Source organism: Pseudooceanicola endophyticus (genome assembly GCF_018760365.1).
Classification (GTDB): domain Bacteria; phylum Pseudomonadota; class Alphaproteobacteria; order Rhodobacterales; family Rhodobacteraceae; genus Pseudooceanicola; species Pseudooceanicola endophyticus.
On the sequence record NZ_JAHIAB010000002.1, the window covers coordinates 25,995 to 42,447 of the forward strand.

The 16,453-nt window shown below is 68.0% G+C and carries 15 protein-coding genes and 1 riboswitch; of the genes, 8 read left to right on the forward strand and 7 right to left on the reverse strand.

Annotated features, from left to right (window positions below; genetic code table 11):
- Positions 1–2 precede the first annotated feature (2 nt).
- Both pstC and pstS read right to left on the reverse strand, forming a co-directional pair.
- A complete protein-coding gene (gene pstC / locus KM176_RS03785) occupies positions 3–971 on the reverse strand; it encodes a phosphate ABC transporter permease subunit PstC (RefSeq protein ID WP_160895291.1) in 969 nt (322 codons plus the stop codon).
- Positions 972–1,083: 112 nt separating this feature from the next.
- Positions 1,084–2,142, reverse strand: a complete 1,059-nt coding sequence (gene pstS / locus KM176_RS03790) for a phosphate ABC transporter substrate-binding protein PstS (RefSeq protein ID WP_236045166.1) — start codon at positions 2,140–2,142, stop codon at positions 1,084–1,086.
- 478 nt (positions 2,143–2,620) lie between these two features.
- On the opposite strand from pstS, the gene KM176_RS03795 reads away from it, so the two are divergent.
- The 8 genes from KM176_RS03795 (at position 2,621) to KM176_RS03830 (ending at position 10,498) form a co-directional block, all read left to right on the forward strand.
- Positions 2,621–3,943: a GGDEF domain-containing protein gene (locus KM176_RS03795; protein ID WP_160895292.1), complete on the forward strand. Its 1,323-nt coding sequence runs from the start codon at positions 2,621–2,623 to the stop codon at positions 3,941–3,943.
- Between the two features lie 444 nt (positions 3,944–4,387).
- Positions 4,388–5,203: a glycoside hydrolase family 25 protein gene (locus KM176_RS03800; RefSeq protein WP_375372128.1), complete on the forward strand. Its 816-nt coding sequence runs from the start codon at positions 4,388–4,390 to the stop codon at positions 5,201–5,203.
- A 173-nt stretch (positions 5,204–5,376) separates the two neighbouring features.
- The gene (locus tag KM176_RS03805; RefSeq protein WP_160895294.1) at positions 5,377–6,204 is read left to right on the forward strand and encodes a UDP-2,3-diacylglucosamine diphosphatase; all 828 of its coding nucleotides are present in this window, start codon (positions 5,377–5,379) and stop codon (positions 6,202–6,204) included.
- Positions 6,186–7,337 carry a ceramide glucosyltransferase gene (locus KM176_RS03810; RefSeq protein WP_160895295.1) on the forward strand — a complete coding sequence of 384 codons (1,152 nt, stop codon included), beginning with the start codon at positions 6,186–6,188 and terminating at the stop codon, positions 7,335–7,337. The genes KM176_RS03805 and KM176_RS03810 overlap by 19 nt, the downstream gene beginning before the upstream one ends.
- Entirely contained in the window at positions 7,324–7,905 is a 582-nt protein-coding gene (locus KM176_RS03815; protein WP_160895296.1) for a DedA family protein, read from the forward strand. Before KM176_RS03810 ends, KM176_RS03815 begins: the two co-directional genes overlap by 14 nt.
- Positions 7,896–8,597 carry a glycosyltransferase family 2 protein gene (locus KM176_RS03820; RefSeq protein WP_160895297.1) on the forward strand — a complete coding sequence of 234 codons (702 nt, stop codon included), beginning with the start codon at positions 7,896–7,898 and terminating at the stop codon, positions 8,595–8,597. The genes KM176_RS03815 and KM176_RS03820 overlap by 10 nt, the downstream gene beginning before the upstream one ends.
- Before the next feature lie 4 nt (positions 8,598–8,601).
- Positions 8,602–9,960, forward strand: coding sequence for an MFS transporter (locus KM176_RS03825; RefSeq protein WP_160895444.1), 1,359 nt, complete (start codon positions 8,602–8,604; stop codon positions 9,958–9,960).
- A gap of 52 nt (positions 9,961–10,012) precedes the next feature.
- Positions 10,013–10,498 carry a hypothetical protein gene (locus KM176_RS03830; protein WP_160895298.1) on the forward strand — a complete coding sequence of 162 codons (486 nt, stop codon included), beginning with the start codon at positions 10,013–10,015 and terminating at the stop codon, positions 10,496–10,498.
- A 6-nt stretch (positions 10,499–10,504) separates the two neighbouring features.
- On the opposite strand, the gene KM176_RS03835 is transcribed toward KM176_RS03830, so the two are convergent.
- The 5 genes from KM176_RS03835 to thiM form a co-directional block, all read right to left on the reverse strand.
- A complete protein-coding gene (locus KM176_RS03835) occupies positions 10,505–13,111 on the reverse strand; it encodes a cation:proton antiporter (protein WP_160895299.1) in 2,607 nt (868 codons plus the stop codon).
- A 200-nt stretch (positions 13,112–13,311) separates the two neighbouring features.
- Positions 13,312–13,977: a thiaminase II gene (gene tenA, locus KM176_RS03840; protein ID WP_160895300.1), complete on the reverse strand. Its 666-nt coding sequence runs from the start codon at positions 13,975–13,977 to the stop codon at positions 13,312–13,314.
- Positions 13,974–14,780: a bifunctional hydroxymethylpyrimidine kinase/phosphomethylpyrimidine kinase gene (gene thiD / locus KM176_RS03845; RefSeq protein ID WP_160895301.1), complete on the reverse strand. Its 807-nt coding sequence runs from the start codon at positions 14,778–14,780 to the stop codon at positions 13,974–13,976. Before thiD ends, tenA begins: the two co-directional genes overlap by 4 nt.
- Positions 14,777–15,391: a thiamine phosphate synthase gene (gene thiE / locus KM176_RS03850; protein WP_160895302.1), complete on the reverse strand. Its 615-nt coding sequence runs from the start codon at positions 15,389–15,391 to the stop codon at positions 14,777–14,779. Before thiE ends, thiD begins: the two co-directional genes overlap by 4 nt.
- Positions 15,388–16,197 (reverse strand): hydroxyethylthiazole kinase, encoded by an 810-nt coding sequence (gene thiM / locus KM176_RS03855; RefSeq protein WP_160895303.1) that lies wholly within the window; start codon positions 16,195–16,197, stop codon positions 15,388–15,390. Before thiM ends, thiE begins: the two co-directional genes overlap by 4 nt.
- Positions 16,198–16,257: 60 nt before the next feature.
- Positions 16,258–16,347, reverse strand: a riboswitch (TPP riboswitch).
- Positions 16,348–16,453: the final 106 nt, after the last annotated feature.

Consider the following 16,453-nt stretch of genomic DNA (forward strand, 5'->3'; position numbering starts at 1 on the left):
TCCTATCGGCCATTGCGGCGCGCCAGGCGGCGCAGCATCAGCTGGGCGGCGGCCAGCACCAGGAAGGTCAGCACGAACAGCACGAAGCCAAGCGCGATCAGCGCCGAACTGTAGGCGCCGGCGCTGGCCTCGTTGAACTCGTTCGCGATGGCGGCGGAAATCGTCGTGCCCGGTTGCAGCAGGCTGGCGGGCATCCGGTGGGCATTGCCGATCACGAAGGTGACGGCCATGGTTTCGCCAAGCGCCCGGCCCAGGGCCAGCATCATGCCGCCCACCAGGGCGGTTGCGGATTTCGGGAGGGTGATGTGGCGGGTGACCTCCCAGGTGGTCATCCCCATGCCATAGGCGGCCTCGCGCAGCATCGGCGGCGTGGTCAGGAAGATGTCGCGCGTCAGCGAGGCGACGAAGGGCAGCACCATCATGGCCAGGATCAGCGCAGCCGTCAGCAGCCCGATGCCGTAGGGCGGGCCGGCGAAAAGGGCCCCGATCCCGGGGATATTACCCAGCGTGGCGATCAGCAGCGGCTGGACCGTATGCTGCATGAGCGGCGCCAGCACGAACAGCCCCCAGATCCCGTAGATGATCGAGGGGATGCCGGCCAGAAGCTCGATCGCGATGCCGATGGGGCGGCGCAGCGGGCGGGGGCAGAGCTCGGTCAGGAAAAGCGCGATGCCAAGGCCCATGGGCACCGCGATGAGCATCGCGAGGACCGAGGTGATCACCGTGCCGTAGATCGCGGTGAAGGCGCCGTACCTGTCGGTCACGGGGTTCCAGACCTTCGCGGTCAGGAAGCCGGGGCCGAGGTCGCGGAAGGCGGGCCAGGCGCCCGCCGCCAGAGAGAGCGTCACGCCGATCAGCACCAGAAGCACCACGAGGGCCGCGCCCAGGCTGACCCCGTGGGCGATCCGGTCCGCGCGCAGGGCGCGGGCGCGCGGATCCGAGAGGGGCGGGGGAATGTCTATGGCGGTCATGGCCTTTTCCAAAGCTAAGGCCCCGCCTTGCGGGCGGGGCGGTCCCGGAGGCGGGACGCATCGGGGTCGGACCGGGCGGAACGGAGCACTGTCCCGCCCGGCCGAAACCAGGTCAGTTGGTGGCGTCGGTGTAGACCGGCTTGCCGTCGCTGCCCTGGATCTGCTGCCATTCCTGCTTGACCAATGCCACGACGCTGTCGGGCATGGGGATGTAGTCAAGCTTGCCGGCAGCGGCATCGCCGTTCGCATAGGCCCAGTCGAAGAACTTCAGCGCCTCGGCCGAGGCGGTCGCGTCCTTGGCATCCGAATGCATCAGGATGAAGGTGGCGGCGGTCATCGGCCAGGTCGCATCGCCCGGCTGGTTGGCGAGGATCACGCCGAAGCCCGGCTGGCTGGACCAGTCGGCATTGGCGGCGGCGGCGGCGAAGGCATCGGCCTTGGGGGCGACGCGCTTGCCGGCGGCGTTGATCATGTCGGTGTAGGTCATGTGGTTCTGCAGCGCGTAGGCATATTCCACGTAACCGATGGAATTCGCGGTCTGGCCCACGTCGGCGGCCACGCCCTGGTTGCCCTTGGCGCCGATGCCGGTCGGCCATTCGACCGAGGTCGCAACGCCGACGTTGCTTTTCCAGTCAGCCGAGACATCGCCGAGATAGGTGGTGAAGTTGAAGGTCGTGCCCGAGCCGTCCGAACGGTAGACCACGGCAATCGCCTTGGAGGGCAGCTTCAGGTCGGGGTTCAGCTTGGCGATGGCCGGATCATCCCACTTGGTGATCTTGCCCATGTAGATCTTGGCCAGGGTCGGGCCGTCCAGCACCATCTTGCCGGGCTCGATGCCGTCGATATGCACCACCGGGACGATGCCGCCCATGACGGTGGGGAACTGCACCAGGGTGTTCTGCTTCAGCGCGTCGCCCTTCAGCGGCGCGTCGGAGGCGCCGAAGGTCACGGTGCGGGCCTCGATCTGCTTGATGCCACCGCCCGAGCCGATGGCCTGGTAGTTCAGGCCGGTGCCGGTCTCGGACTGGTAGGTCTTCGCCCAGTCGGAATAGATCGGGTAGGGGAAGGTCGCCCCCGCGCCCGAGATGTCGGCGGCGCAGGCGGCACCTGCCGAAACGGAGAAAAGCGCGGCGCCGGCCAGAAGGGCCTTGCGGGTCATGCTGAGGGACATGGGGTCTCCTTTGCTGTGTCAGCGTCAACCGGTGCCGGGTCTGCCTGCCCTCGTGGCGGGCCGTGTCCGGGCGGTGTCGCGGCGCTGATGCACGGCGCATGTGACAGGTCGGTGACGGGATTTGCGTGGTTCCGCCCTGTCGTGATCCCGGGGAGGTGCCTCACGGAAACGTGGTTTTGCCCTTGTTTCGCAAGGTGATCCGGCGGTATGGCTTGGGCGCAGTCCCTGAAAAATCAGGAAATTCCCGGTGCGGCGGTCGGGGAGATCGGGCCTGGACAGCGGCGCTTTGCGCAGGCCGGTCGGGCCGGGGGCATCACTTCTGCCTCGCGGCTTCGTGATGTTACGGGTGCGTGCAGTCTGTTGCAGCGGCGCGTGCCCCGCAGACCTTGCGCCGGCGGGGCCGGTTTCCCGGTCGACAGCCCGGGGGCAGGGTGGGAAACATATATCGGATCTTCGCAACCGATCGGGCGATGCAGGCATGACGACACAACAGCGTGGAACCGGACTGATCGAGGCCATGCGCCGGTTTTCCCTTCGGACATGGCTGATGCTGGGGATGCTGGTGGCCCTGCTGCCGGTCTTCGTGATGGGGGCGGTGGTCTATGCAACCTTCCACGGCCAGATCGCGCAGCCCTTCCGCAGCGTGCTGGTGGCGCAGCACCGGGTGATGCTGCCGCTCGAACGCCTGCAGGGAGAGCTGTGGGACCTGAGCACGGCCGTCAACGACTATGCCGACAACGGGGCCGAGGGCTTTCATCGCCGTTTCGAGGTTACCGAGGGCGAGGTCGCGCGCCACCTGGCGGCGCTGGAGGGCGCGATCGGAAGCTATGGCCGCTATGGCCCCGTCCTGCGCAGCGCGGAGGGCGAATGGGACGAGGTGCTGAAGGCTGCCGCCGCGGTGCAGCCGGGCTCTCCGGAAACCTCCGATCCGGCGTTGCAGCGCTTCGAGGACGTGGTGAGCGAGACGGCGCGCCGCCTGGAAATCCTCTCGGAAGATTTGCGGCTTGAGAACGAGCAGAGCCATGCCCGGGCGCTGGCGGCGATCCGGCGGCTGGAATACCTGGCGGCGGGCGCGGCCGTGCTGACGCTGCTTTTCGCGGTGGCGGCGGTGCAGATCATCGACCGGGCGCTGATCAACAGCACCGACCGGCTGGTGGCCGGGGCACTCAGCATTTCCTCGGGGGACCGGACGGGCCAGATCGACGTGACCGTGCCCCCGGAGCTGGCAAAGGTGGCCAATGCCTTCAATGCCATGACCCGCCAGATCGTCCAGCAGGAGACCGCCCTTGCGCTCGCAGCCGAGACCGACAGCCTGACCGGGCTCAACAACCGGCGGGCCTTCGACCGGGTTCTGCATGAACAGGTCGACAAGCTGGGAACTCCCGGCAACGGCTTTGCGCTGATGATGCTGGATGTCGATCACTTCAAGCGCTTCAACGACACCCATGGCCACCTGGCCGGCGACGAGGCGCTGCGTCAGGTCGCCGAAAGCCTGGCCTCCGAGGCCCGCGAAAGCGACATGGTGTTCCGCTACGGCGGCGAGGAATTCGCCGTGGTCCTGCCGGGTCTGCGCGCCGAGGATGCCTTTTCCGCCGCCGAGCGGGTGCGCCAGACGGTTGCCCGGCGCGGGGTCGTGCTGCCGGGCGGCGAACGGATCGCGGCGACGGTCAGCATCGGGGTGGTGGCGCCGCTTTCGGCGGGCTCTTCGGAACAGGTGGTGGCCCGGGCCGACCGGGCGCTCTATGCCGCCAAGTCCGGGGGGCGCAACCAGGTGATCTCGGATGACCGGGCGCCGGTCTGACACGCGCCATGCGCTGGACGCAAGGCGGGTCTGACGTGGCGATGGTTGCCCGGTGCGCCGCGGCATGGCACATAGTCTTCACAAGACGTCATTGACGTCGAAGGGTTTTCCTGGGGCTCTCCTCCTCCTCCCTGAGCCTCGGAAATCAGCGGCAGCCCCACTCCTCCTCCCTAGGGGCTGCCGCGTTCCCCCCTTCCTCTTCCTTCCGAACATCGCTGACGAACCGGCAAGGCCCCGCGTTTTTGCGGCTGTCTCCATGCCACCCCTCGACTGTTGCACGCGGCTCTGATCTGGCTGTGCGCGCCGGTCGGATGCGCCGCCACAGAAGCGCGCGGTCCGGTCCGGAAAAAACACGGTCGAAAGCCGGTGCCACCGCCCTAGGTTGCGGGCAAAACGGGCAGGACGCGAGAGGCAGGAGATAAGATGCAGGCAATGCAGCGGAGCATCCGGGCAGGGGTCTTGGCCCTGTGCGCGGCATCCGTTCTGGCGGGGTGTTCCGGGGGCCCCCGCACCGGCAAGATGGCGGCGCCGCGCGAATTGCGCGCGCAGGACTATCGTGCCAAGGGCATCCCGAAGGTCTTTGGGGATACCAAGCCCCATGAATGGAAGGGCGTGACCCCGGATCTCTACCAGGTGCACGGCATCGATGCCTCGCGCTACCAGGGCGATATAAACTGGGCCCAGGCCCGGGCCCATGGCGTGGCCTTCGCCTGGCTGAAGGCCACCGAGGGCGGCGATTACATCGATCCGGGCTATGCGGTGAACGCGCCGCGCGCCCGTGCCGCCGGCGTGCCGGTGGGCGCCTACCACTTCTTCTATTTCTGCCGTACCCCGGCAGAGCAGGCGAACTGGTACATCAAGAACGTGCCCTACGTGCCCGGCGATCTTCCGCCGGTGCTGGACATCGAGTGGAATCACCAGTCCAAGACCTGCCGCCGTTTCCCCGACCCCGAGACGGTGCGTCAGGAGATTCGCCAGTTCGTCAATATCGTGACACCGCATTACGGCACCCCGCCGGTGATCTATACGACACCGGATTTCTTTGCCGATAACGACCTGGGCTCGATGGTGGGTTACGAATTCTGGCTGCGCTCGGTGGCCGGGCACCCGTCGGAAAGATACCCCAACGAACGTTGGAGCTTCTGGCAATATACCGGGACGGGCGTGGTGCCGGGGATCAGCGGCATTGTCGACATAAACGCCTTTGCAGGCGACCTGGAAACCTGGCTGGTCTGGCGCGCGTTGCGTCAGCAGGGCTAAAGGCGTACAACCCGCAGGTGTGGCCGAGATGCTGCACCTGCACTGTAACACGCTACAAGCTTGCGTGAGATGGGTATTTTGCGAGCGCTGTCACATTGAAGAAATATTCTGCGGACATATACCCTTTAACAGTTGCCCGCAGCGATGCGGGGCCGGCAAATGTGGAGCATGACATGGCGTTCGATGCGCCGCGAGCGTCAGGTCGCGAACTTGTCCGTACGGTCTTCCTGTCAGACTTCCATCTTGGCGCACGCAGCGCCCAGACTGACAGGATCCTCAGGTTTCTAAGGCGTTTCCAGGCCGAGAAGATCTACCTGGTCGGCGATATCTTCGACATCTGGCACGGCGGCAAGGTGCATTGGGACGACACCCATGATGCCATCATCATGGAGCTGGTCGGCCATGCCGAACGCGGCGCCGAGGTGATCTATCTCACGGGGAATCACGATGCCATGCTGCGGCGTGCGGAACAGTCTCCGATCCGCCAGTGGACCATGGCCGAAACCGCGATCCATCACAGCGCCGATGGCCGTCGCTACCTGGTCGTGCATGGCGACCAGTGCGATCCGCGCATGCTGCGCTGGCACTTCATGACCCGTTTCGGCAGCCGCGTCGACGGCACCGCGCGGGCCGCCAACGACCTGCTGCGCCGCATCCGCAACCTGCCCGAGGCGCAGCGGACCTTCCTCGAATGGGGAATCGACCGCGTCCACTCCTTCCTTGCCATGGGGCCGCGCTTTGAGGCGCGCGTGACCGAGCTTGCCCGGGCCCATGGCTGCGACGGCGTGGTCTGCGGCCATTCGCACCAGCCGGCCCTGCGCGAAAGCCAGGGCTTCCTCTTCGCCAACTGCGGGGACTGGGTGGACAGCCAGACCGGGCTGGTGGAACTGTCCAATGGAACCATGCGTTTGCTCAACGAGGCCGAAGAGCCTGCGCCGGCGATTGCCGCCGCGCGTCCAGAACCCCTGTCGGAGGGAAGCATATGGAAAGCGTCCTCCTGATCATCTGCCCGGTGCTTGTGGCGATCCCGCTGGCCGTGCATCTGATGACCCTGACCCTTGCCGCCTGGCGCTATCGCGGCGCGGAACCGCCCGTGCGTCCCTTCTTGGCAAGCCCCCCGGTGACCCTGATCCGACCGGTGCGCGGCCTTGATCCGGCCGAGCTGGCAACGCTCGCCTCGACCTTCAAGCTGGATTATCCCAACCTCGAGATCCTGTTCTGCGCGGCGGAAGGGGACGACCCGGCGCTGCCCTTCATCCGCGACCTGATGGCGGCACGTCCGAAGGTCAATGCCCGCATCCTGGTCGGTGATCGTCATTTCAGCGGCAATCCCAAGCTCAACAATGTCGAGAAGGGCTGGGAGGCCAGCACCGGCGAGATCGTGGTGATGACCGACTCGAACCTGATGCTGCCCGAGGATTACATCTGGCGCCTGGTCGAGCGTTTCGAACCCGGCGTCGGCATGGTGTCGGGGCCGCCGATCGGGCGCGGTGCCGAAAACGTCTGGGCCGCCGTGGAATGCGCCTTCCTGAACACCAACCAGGCCCGCTGGCAGCTGGCGGCGGACGCGCTTGGCCATGGCTTTGCCCAGGGCAAGACGCTGGCCTACCGCCGCGACGTTCTGGAGGCGGGCGGTGGCGTGCAGGCGCTGGCCGGCAACCTCGCCGAGGACGTGGCCTCCACCAAGATGGTGCGCGCCCAGGGCCTGCGGGTCCGCCTGACCAACCGCCTTTACGACCAGCCGGTGCCGAAACGCACGCCCAGGACCGTCTGGGCGCGCCAGCTTCGCTGGTCGCAGATCCGCCGCGAAGGCTTTCCGCTGATCTTCCTGGCCGAGATCCTTCAGGGCCCGCTCCTGTCGGTGGTGGGGCTGGCGGGGCTGTGGTCCATGGGGGCGCTGCCCGACTGGACCGTGCCGATCCTGCTGTGCGGCTGGTACGGCATGGAATGGGGCATGGCGCGGCTGGCGGGCTGGCCCTCGGGGCTTCGGGATCTGTTTGCCATGATCCTGCGGGACCTCTTGCTGCCGGTGGTGTGGTACGCCACATGGTTCGGAGGAGGGCTGACCTGGCAGGGCCAGGCCGTGACCCGCAAGAAGTCGTCCCGCACGAAAGGACATCATGTTCGGACTTGAGAGCATCGTGGCCCTGATGTCGGCCAAGGGTCTCTGGATCGTCGCTCCTATCGCAGTCATCGAAGGTCCCATCGTCACCGTGATCGCGGCCTGGCTGGCCTCGCGCGGGGTGTTCGATCCGGTCAGCCTGACACTGGTGGTGATTGCCGCCGACCTGTTCGGGGACGGGCTGATGTATGCGCTTGGCCGCTGGGGTCTGGGCCATGTGCCGCCGAAGCTTCGGCTGAAATTCGGCCTGAACCGCGCCCGTCTGACCCAGCTGGCAAAGCATTTCGAGGTCAAGGGCGGACGTACCCTGATCATCGGCAAGATCACCCATTCGGCGGGTTTTCTGGTGCTGGTCTCGGCGGGTCTTGCGAAGATGCCGGTGGCGCAGTTCCTGTGGTACAACCTGATCGCCACCGTGCCCAAAAGCCTGGCTTTCGTCGTGCTGGGCTACACGCTGGGCTCGGCCTACACCAAGATCGACGGCTGGATCGGCAAGGGATCCCTGATCATGGCCGGGGTGCTGGGCGTCGTCGCCATCACCTGGGTCATCCGCCGCGGGATGCACCGGAAATGCAACTGAGCGTCTCCTGCCTGATCCCCGCCTATAACGAGGCGGGCCGCATCGGGCCCGTGCTGGAGGTGCTGCGCGCCTGCCCGGCGGTGGACGAGATCCTGGTGATTGATGACGGGTCTTCCGACGACACCCTGTCGGAGGCCGAGACGGCGCTGGCGGGCGATCCGCGTGCCCGGCTGCTGTGCCAGCCGCAGAACGGCGGCAAGTCCCGCGCCGTGGCCCGCGGCATCCACGAGGCCCGCGGCAGCCACCTGCTGCTGCTGGATGCCGATCTTCAGGGCCTGACCCCGGAGGCGCTGGAGCAGCTGATCGCCCCGGTGCGCAGCGGGCGGGCCGGGGTATCGATCTCGCTCCGGCGGAATTCTCCCTGGCTCTGGCGGGCCATCGGTCTTGATTACATCTCGGGGGAGCGCGTGCTGCCGCGTGCGCTGCTGGCGCCGCGTAGCGCGGAAATCGCGGCCCTGCCGGGTTTCGGGCTTGAGGTCTTCATGAACCGGATCTGGCTGCACGAGGGGCTGCGCATCGCCGTGGTGCGCTGGCCCGGTGTCGACAGCCCCTGGAAATCCCAGAAGCTGGGCCGTCTGGCCGGGCTGAAGGCCGATGCGAAGATGATGCGAGAGATCTTCGCACTGGTCTCTCCGCCGGAGGCGCTGGCCCAGATCGCCCGGATGCGGGCCCGGCGGGTGGCGCGCTCCTGAACCGCTGCTAGCGCTCACAGCAGGCAAGAGCGCTTTTGCCCCTGCCGTCGTCTTCCTGTCACTTGCGCGTGATCGCGTGACCTGCGATGCCGGTCCGAAGGGAGAGGCGCCGCGACGTTGCGCGCCGCCCGGATTCCACCACATGCCCGTTCTCCCGGCCCGCCGGTGCGCACGGATGCCACTTGCAGGAGGCCCGCTCATGGCCATTCGCACCCCCTGGCGCGCGGTCGCCGCCGCCATGGCCTTCAACGGCATGTGCATGGGCACATGGGCCGCCCGCGTGCCTGCCGTGATGGAGCAGCACGGGCTGAACAAGGGTTCTCTGGGGATCTACCTGCTGCTGCTGGGCATCGGCGCGCTGGCCTCCTTCCCGCTGGCGGGCCGGGCGGCGGACAAGCTGGGGGCGGGGCGGGTCACCAACTGGCTGGCCTTCTGGATCGTCGGCTCCATGCTGTTCGTCTCGGTGGCGCCGGGGCCGGTGGGCCTGGGCGTGGCGCTGTTCCTGTTCGGGGCAGGGCACGGGGCGATGGATGTCACCATGAACTCCTGGGCGGCCGAGGTGCAGCGCCACATGGGCCGCGCGGTGATGTCCTCGATCCACGCGATGTGGAGCGTGGGCACCGGAACGGCGGCGGCGCTCGGCTTCGTGCTGGTGCGGCTGGGCACGCCGATGCCGCTGCATTTCCTGATCGCGGCGCTGGTGATGGTGTGCATCCTGCTGCCTTTCATGCGCATTCCCTGGGTCTCGGAACAGCGCGCGCCGGGCAAGTCCAAGGGCAAGCTGTTCGCGATCCCGCGCGGCGCGCTGGTGCTGGTGGGGCTGATCGGCCTGTCCTCGGGTCTGGGAGAGGGCGCCATGGCGGACTGGAGCGCGGTCTTCCTGGCGCAGGGGATCGGCGCGACCGAGGCGCAGGCGACGCTGGGCTTCGCCGTCTTCTCGGGGGCGATGTTCCTGACGCGGGTGCTGGCAGACCGGGTGATCACCTGGGCGGGGCCGGTGCCGGTGGCGCGGGGCGGCGGGCTGACGGCGGCGCTTGGCGTGGCCATGGCGGTGCTGCTGCCGGGCCTGCCGGCGGCGCTGGCGGGCTTCGCGCTGATGGGGGTGGGCTATGCCACGCTGATGCCGCTGGCGGTCAGCCGGGCGGCCTCGGATCCCGATGTGCCGCCGGGACAGGCGCTGGCCTCGATCTCGACACTGGGCTATGGCGCGATGCTGCTGGGCCCGCCGGTGATCGGGCAGCTTTCGCAGATGGGATCGTTGCGGCTGGCCTTCCTGCTGCTGGGCGCCTTCGCGCTGCTGGTGGCGGTGATCGCCCCGGTGCTGGGCCCGGCGCGCACGGCGGGAAGTCGCCGCCTGGCGTGACTTTTTCCGCCGAAACGCCACCTTGTCGCCAACACGACAAGGAGCGCGCGTGATGAAACGGCTGATCCCTGGGCTGATGGCGATCCTGATGGCGCCCGGCCTTGCCGCGGCGCAGGACGCGCCGCAGCTTCCCCCCTACAGCGATGACCGCAGCACCCCCGAGGCAGTGCTGCATTCCTATTACAACGCCATCGACCGCCACGAGGTGTTGCGCGCCTGGAGCTATTTCGCCCAGGAGCAACGCCCCGATTACGATACCTTCAAGGCGGGCTATACCGACACCCGCTCGGTCACGCTGCTGCTGGGCGAAGCGCAGCCCGAAGGTGCTGCCGGTACGACCTACTGGAGCGTTCCGGCCGCGATCACCGCCACCGATGCCGATGGCACGGCGAAGGTCTTTGCCGGTTGCTACACGCTGGCCCAGCCCGATCCGCAGATCCAGGACACCCCGCCCTTCGCCCCGATCGCGATCCGCGAGGGGGTGCTTCAGCCCTCCGACAAGACCCCCGAGGAGGCCCTGCCGAAAAGCTGTTCCTGAGGGCGGTTATTCGGCGGCCTTCTCGGGCACCGGCGGCGGGGTCTCTGCCGCCGGTTTAGCGGCTTTTGCGGCGGCCTTGTCCTCGCTCGGCTCTTCTTCGTTGCCCAGCATGATGCGCAGCTTCTCGCGGGCGGTGTCGGACATGTCGCGGTCCTCGGCCATGCGCAGGATCGCCTTGCGGATGCCCTTGCGGGTGGTCAGCATCTTGCGGAAGCGCGCCTCGTCCAGCACCAGCAGGGTGGTGGGCGCGATGGCCTGCACATCGCCGCGATACCGTTCCCCGGTCAGCAGCGAGATCGAGCCGAACATGTCGCCCCGGCCCAGCCGGTTGGTCTGCTTCGGGCCACGGATCTCGACCGCTCCGGAGGCGATGAAGAAGACCGAACGCGGCATGTCCGAACGCCGTCGCAGGATTTCCCCGGGGCTGGCAAAGCGGGTGACCATGGTCTTGGACAGCTGCTTCAGCGTCGCCTTGTCGAATTCGGCGAACAGCGGGATCTGCTGCGCCAGATCGACCTTGCGCACCGCCAGGTCCAGCTTCGGGCGCGCCCGCTCGCGGTTGGCCTTGGCATCCAGTTTCTGGATCAGCGTCAGGTGCAGCTCGGGGCCGATCAGCCCCTCTTCCATCAGGTCGTCCAGTTCCTGTCGCTCCAGCCGCAGGCCGGTACGGCGGATGAACTTGCGCTCCAGCTCCTCGGCATAGCCGGGATATTGCAGCTTCAGCGCCTCCTGGGCCTGTTCCACCGCTTCGATCCGGCGCTCGACCAGCTCGTGCAGCAGTTCGGCGACGCGGCGGCGGTGGATGCGGCGGATGCGGGTGTCGATGAAATCGTGCAGCCCCTTCAGCACCAGCCGCTGCGCCAGCAGGAATTCGAAGCGATCCGCCGTCAGCACCGCCAGTGGCCGCGAGATCCGCGTGCGGTTGTCGAGGAACACCGCCATGCGGAAGCGGCTGTCAAAGCCCAGGGCCTCGCGGTAGGCGGCGCGGTAGCCGGTACGCCCGGAAGAGCGCGCGCCTTCCAGAACCCGCTCGGACAGGGCGCGGACCTGTTCGTAGACCTTGGCCGACATCAGGCCGCCTTCATAGCCGCGATCCACCAGGTCCAGCTCGTGACCGGCCAGGGCGATCAGCCCCAGGGTGATGCGGTCGCGGTCCAGAATGCCTTCCTCGCTTTCCGCCTGATCGACGGCAGCATCAAGGCGTTCGGCGAAATCCTTGGCCTCGGCGCGCACGATCTCCTTGGTCAGGTCCAGGTGCTCGGCGGCGCGGGCCACCCGTTCGCGCACGCTTTGCAGCGCCACGGCGACCACCTGTTTCGACAGCGCCACGTCGATGGGCGAGAGCCGGTCCAGCTTCAGCCGCCCGATCACCGCGCGCAGAGAGATCCCCTGCACGATCAGCGTGAACAGGGTAAAGCCGGTGGCCAGAATGCCGACCGCGTGCTTGGTCTCATCAAGGATCAGCGGGTTCTCGGTCACCGCCAGGGCCAGGGCGAGGGTCACCGCGCCACGCAGGCCGCCCCAGAGAATGGCGATCTTGTAGGGCGTCTCGACCTTGGGCGAGAGCCGGGTGAGGGTCAGCAGCGGCAGCAGCACGAACAGCACCACGGCGCGCGCGGCGATGGCCGCGACGGCGACGATACCGACATAAAACAGGTCGATCCAGGTGGCGGTCTCCATCAGCTTGGGGATCAGGATCGCCGCCAGGATGAAGATGAGGGCCCCGGCCCAGTGCGCCAGCAGGTCCCAGACCTCGCGCAGCTTGTCCCAGCGGACCGGGTCGATCCGACCCGGGCCGGTAAAGTTCAGCGCCAGACCGCAGACCACCACCGAGATCACGCCCGAGGCCGACAGGAACTGTTCCGAGATGATGTAGGACAGATAGGGCAGCGCCACCGAGACACTGACCTGCGCCAGTTCGAAACGGTTGAACTGCGCCATGATCCACAGGCCGATCCGCGCCATGACCCAGCCCACAAGGGCACCGGCGCCGACCAGGTAGGGGAAGGTCTCAAGCGTTTCGAGGATCGTCGGCTCGGGGGTGGCGACCATGGTGAAGGTGATGAACAGGCCGAACAGCGCGATGGCGGCAGCATCGTTGAGCAGGCTTTCCCCCTCGATGATGCGTCCCAGCCGTTTCGGCGCCGAGAGCGACTTGAAGATCGAGGCCACCGCCGAGGGGTCCGTGGTCGAGACGACCGAGCCCACCAGCAACCCCGTCGCCATGGAGACGATGCCCATCCAGTAAAGCGAGAAGCCGATCGCCAGCGTCGAGAGCACGACCGCCACCACCGCGAGCAGGATGATCGGCACCCAGTCGTCCAGCATCCGCCGGATGTCCATGCCCAGTGTCACCTGGAACAGCAGGGTGGGCAGGAAGATGTAGAGGAAGGCATTGGCCTTGATCGGCAGGTCGGTGATCGTCGCGGCGATGAAGTTCAGCGAATTTGCGAAGTTCACCGACAGGAAGACGGCTGCGCCCGACCCGATCAGCATCCCGACCACGGCCAGGATCACGGTGAAGGGCAGTTTCAGCCGCTCGGCGAGGGGTTCGCACACCCCCACGATCAGGAAGAGGCTGGCAACGATGGTGGTAAGGGCGACGATCTCCATGTCGTGGGGCGGGTCCGTTCGGGTCTTGAGACAGTATGGGGCAGGGGCGCAGGTTCCGGTGCGCCGGGTTCTTTCAGCATATAGGAAGGTGCGGGGGGAAATCTTCCCCCCGCTTGCGGAAAGTGGCGGGGATTTTCCGAACTTGCCCCACGGAAGGGCGGAAAACCGTAGGCCTTTGAAAAATGTCCGTGATCAGGGCGTTACGGCTGCGCCCAGCCACGGCGGTGATGGGCGCTGTCCCAGAAGTGCCATTCGTGCCAGCTGGCGCGGGCGAAGGCGGCGTGCATCCGGGCGCGGGTTTCGGGGCTGGCGGCCCCGGCGGTGCGGTTCACCAGCGCCAGCATCTTGCGTACCCCCTCGGCGAAGGCCTCTCCGGCATAGGTGTCGATCCAGGCGCGGTAGGGGTTTTCGGGGGCGGCGGTGGTGGCGATCTGCTGGCCGATCTCGTGGTAGATCCAGAAGCAGGGCAGGATGGCGGCCAGAAGCTCGGGGAAGTCGCCCAGGGCGGCGCGCCCGGCCAGGTAGCTGACGTAGTGATCGCAGGCCTGCGAGGGGCCGGTTGCCGCGTAGTCCTGCGCGCTGACCCCGAACAGGCCCATGTAATGGGCATGCAGCCCGCGCTCGACCGCGATGGCATTGCCGGCGGACTGGGCAAGCTGCTGGATCGCTTCGGCATCGGGGGCGCGGGCGGCGGCCAGCGCCAGCACCCTGGCATAGCCCTCAAGGTAGTGGGCATCCTGGATGATGTAGCCGCGGAAGGTCTCGGGTGGCAGGGTGCCGGCGGCCAGGTCGCGGTTGAAGGGCATCTCGGCGATCTGCTGTTGCAGCTCGGCGGTGGCGGTCCAGAGGTCGTCGGTAAAGCTCATGTCGGGGTCTTCTCGAGGGCGTGGAAATGATGCACCGGGCCATGGCCGTGGCCCACGCGCAGGCGGTCCGCCCCGGCGATGGCGGCGGTGATGTAGGCCTTGGCGGCGGCGGTGGCCCGGGCCAGCGGCAGGCCGTGGCCCAGCTGGGTCGCCAGGGCCGAGGACAGCGTGCAGCCGGTGCCATGGGTGTTGGCGGTGGCGATGCGGGGCGCTTCGAAGGTCTGCTGGCCGTCGGCATCGACCAGCAGGTCGGGGCAGGCGCCGCCGGGCAGGTGGCCGCCCTTCAGCAGCACCGCACGGGGCCCAAGGGCCAGCAGGGCGCGGGCCTGCGCCTGCATCTGCGCGGGGCTGTCGGCCTCTGCGGTGTCCAGCAGGTCGGCGGCCTCGGGCAGGTTCGGGGTGATCACGCTGGCCCGCGGCAGCAGGTGGCTGCGCAGCGCTGCCACGGCCTCGGCCGCCAGCAGCCGGTCGCCGCCCTTGGCCACCATCACCGGATCCAGCACCACGGGGCAGTCCAGCCCCGCCAGCAGCTCGGCCACCAGAAGGACGATCTCGGGGCTGCCCAGCATTCCGATCTTCACCGCGTCGATGCGGATGTCGTCGCGGATCGCCTGCATCTGGGCGCGGATCATCGCAAGGTCGGTCAGCGCCACCGCCCGCACCCCTTGGGTGTTCTGGGCGGTCAGGGCGGTGATCACGCTCATGCCGTAGCCGCCATTGGCGCCGATCGCCTTCAGGTCGGCCTGGATACCGGCCCCGCCCGAGGCATCGGATCCGGCGATGGAGAGGATATTGGGGATCATGCGCGGCTCCAGGCTTGCAGGATTTCGGCGGTGGCAAGCCCCATGTCCGGCGCCCTTGAGATCGCCGAGACGACGGCCATGCCGGCGGCACCGGCGGCCTTCAGCGGCGCGGTGTCGGCATGGGTCAGCCCGCCGATGGCCAGGCAGGGCAGGGCGGTGCGGGCGATGATCCGCGCCGCGCCTTCCAGCCCCAGCGGCGTGGCATGGTCCGACTTGCTGGCGGTGGCGCGCACCGGGCCGATGCCCAGGTAATCGACGATGCCTTCGGGGATCGCGGCCAGCTGGGCGTCGGTATCGACGGACAGGCCCAGGATCATCTCGGGTCCGATCAGGTCGCGGATCAGCGCCGGGTCGCCATCGCTCTGGCCGATGTGCAGCCCGTCGGTGCGCAGCGCCAGCGCCACGTCGACCCGGTCATTGAGGAACAGCTTCGCGCCCAGCGGCGCCAGCCGGTCCGACATCTCGCGCGCGAGGCGGGCAAAGTCGGCATCGGCCAGCGTCTTGTCGCGCAGCTGGATCCAGGGCGCCCCGGCGCGGGCCGCGGCCTCGGCCTGGGCCAGGGCAGAGCGCGGCGCACCGGCATCGGTGATGAAGCAGAGCGGGGGGATCATGCGGGGATCTCCTCGATCCGGGCGCCGGCGGTCAGGTCGTTGGGGCCAAGCGCGTGCAGCGCATCCAGGAAGGCTACCTGGAAACTGCCGGGACCCTCGGCGCTGCGGCCCGCGACCTCTCCGGCAAGGCCGTAATAGGCCAGCGCGCCAAGGGTGGCGCGGAACGGATCCTGATCCACGGTGAAGGCTGCGACCAGGCCGGTCAGCGCGCAACCCAGGGCGGTGACGCGCGGCATCATCGGATGGCCGTTGCGGATGCGGGCCGCGCGGTGGCCGTCGGTGACGAAATCCACCGGCCCGGTCACCGCGACGGTGCAGCCTGCCTGCAGGGCAAGACGGGTCGCGGCGGCCTCTGCCTCGGCCACGCTGTCGGCGGCATCGGCGCCGCGCCCGGCACGCAGCTGCCCCGCCAGCGCCAGCACCTCGGAGGCATTGCCGCGGATCACGCTGGGCCGCAGCGCCAGCAGCCGCGCCCCGAGGGTGCGGCGAAAGCCCGTGGCCCCCACCGCCACCGGGTCCAGCACCCAGGGCTTGCCGCCGGCCACGGAGGCGGTCGCGGCGGCTTCCATCGCGCCGCTCCAGGCCGGGTCGGCAGTGCCGATATTGATGCTGAGGGCCTGGGCGATACCGGCGAATTCCGCCGCCTCGGCGCTGGAATGCACCATCGCCGGAGAGGCGCCCGCCGCCAGCATCACGTTGGCCTGAATGTTCATGGCCACGAAATTGGTGATGTTCTGCACCAGCGGCGCCGTGGCCCGCATATGCGCCAATGTCTCGGAAAGTCGTGTCTCGGTCAGCTCGGTCATGGCGCTCCTCTTTCTCGCACATGATGAGCGGCAAGAAAGAGCCGGGACCTGAGGCGCATTGGCGGGGTCCCTGCGCCTCCCTCCGCCAGCATTATCTGGTTCAGGTTCAAAGGGTCCGTCTCAGCCTGTGGGGCGCCCCTGTCGCAGGGGCAGGTGTTTCACAGCGCTGCCCGGCTGTCAAAGCGTAACGGTGCCGAACCGGGCGGCGGGGCATTTTCCCTTTGCTTCCAGTTGGCTGCCTGACCGGTGCGCGCAG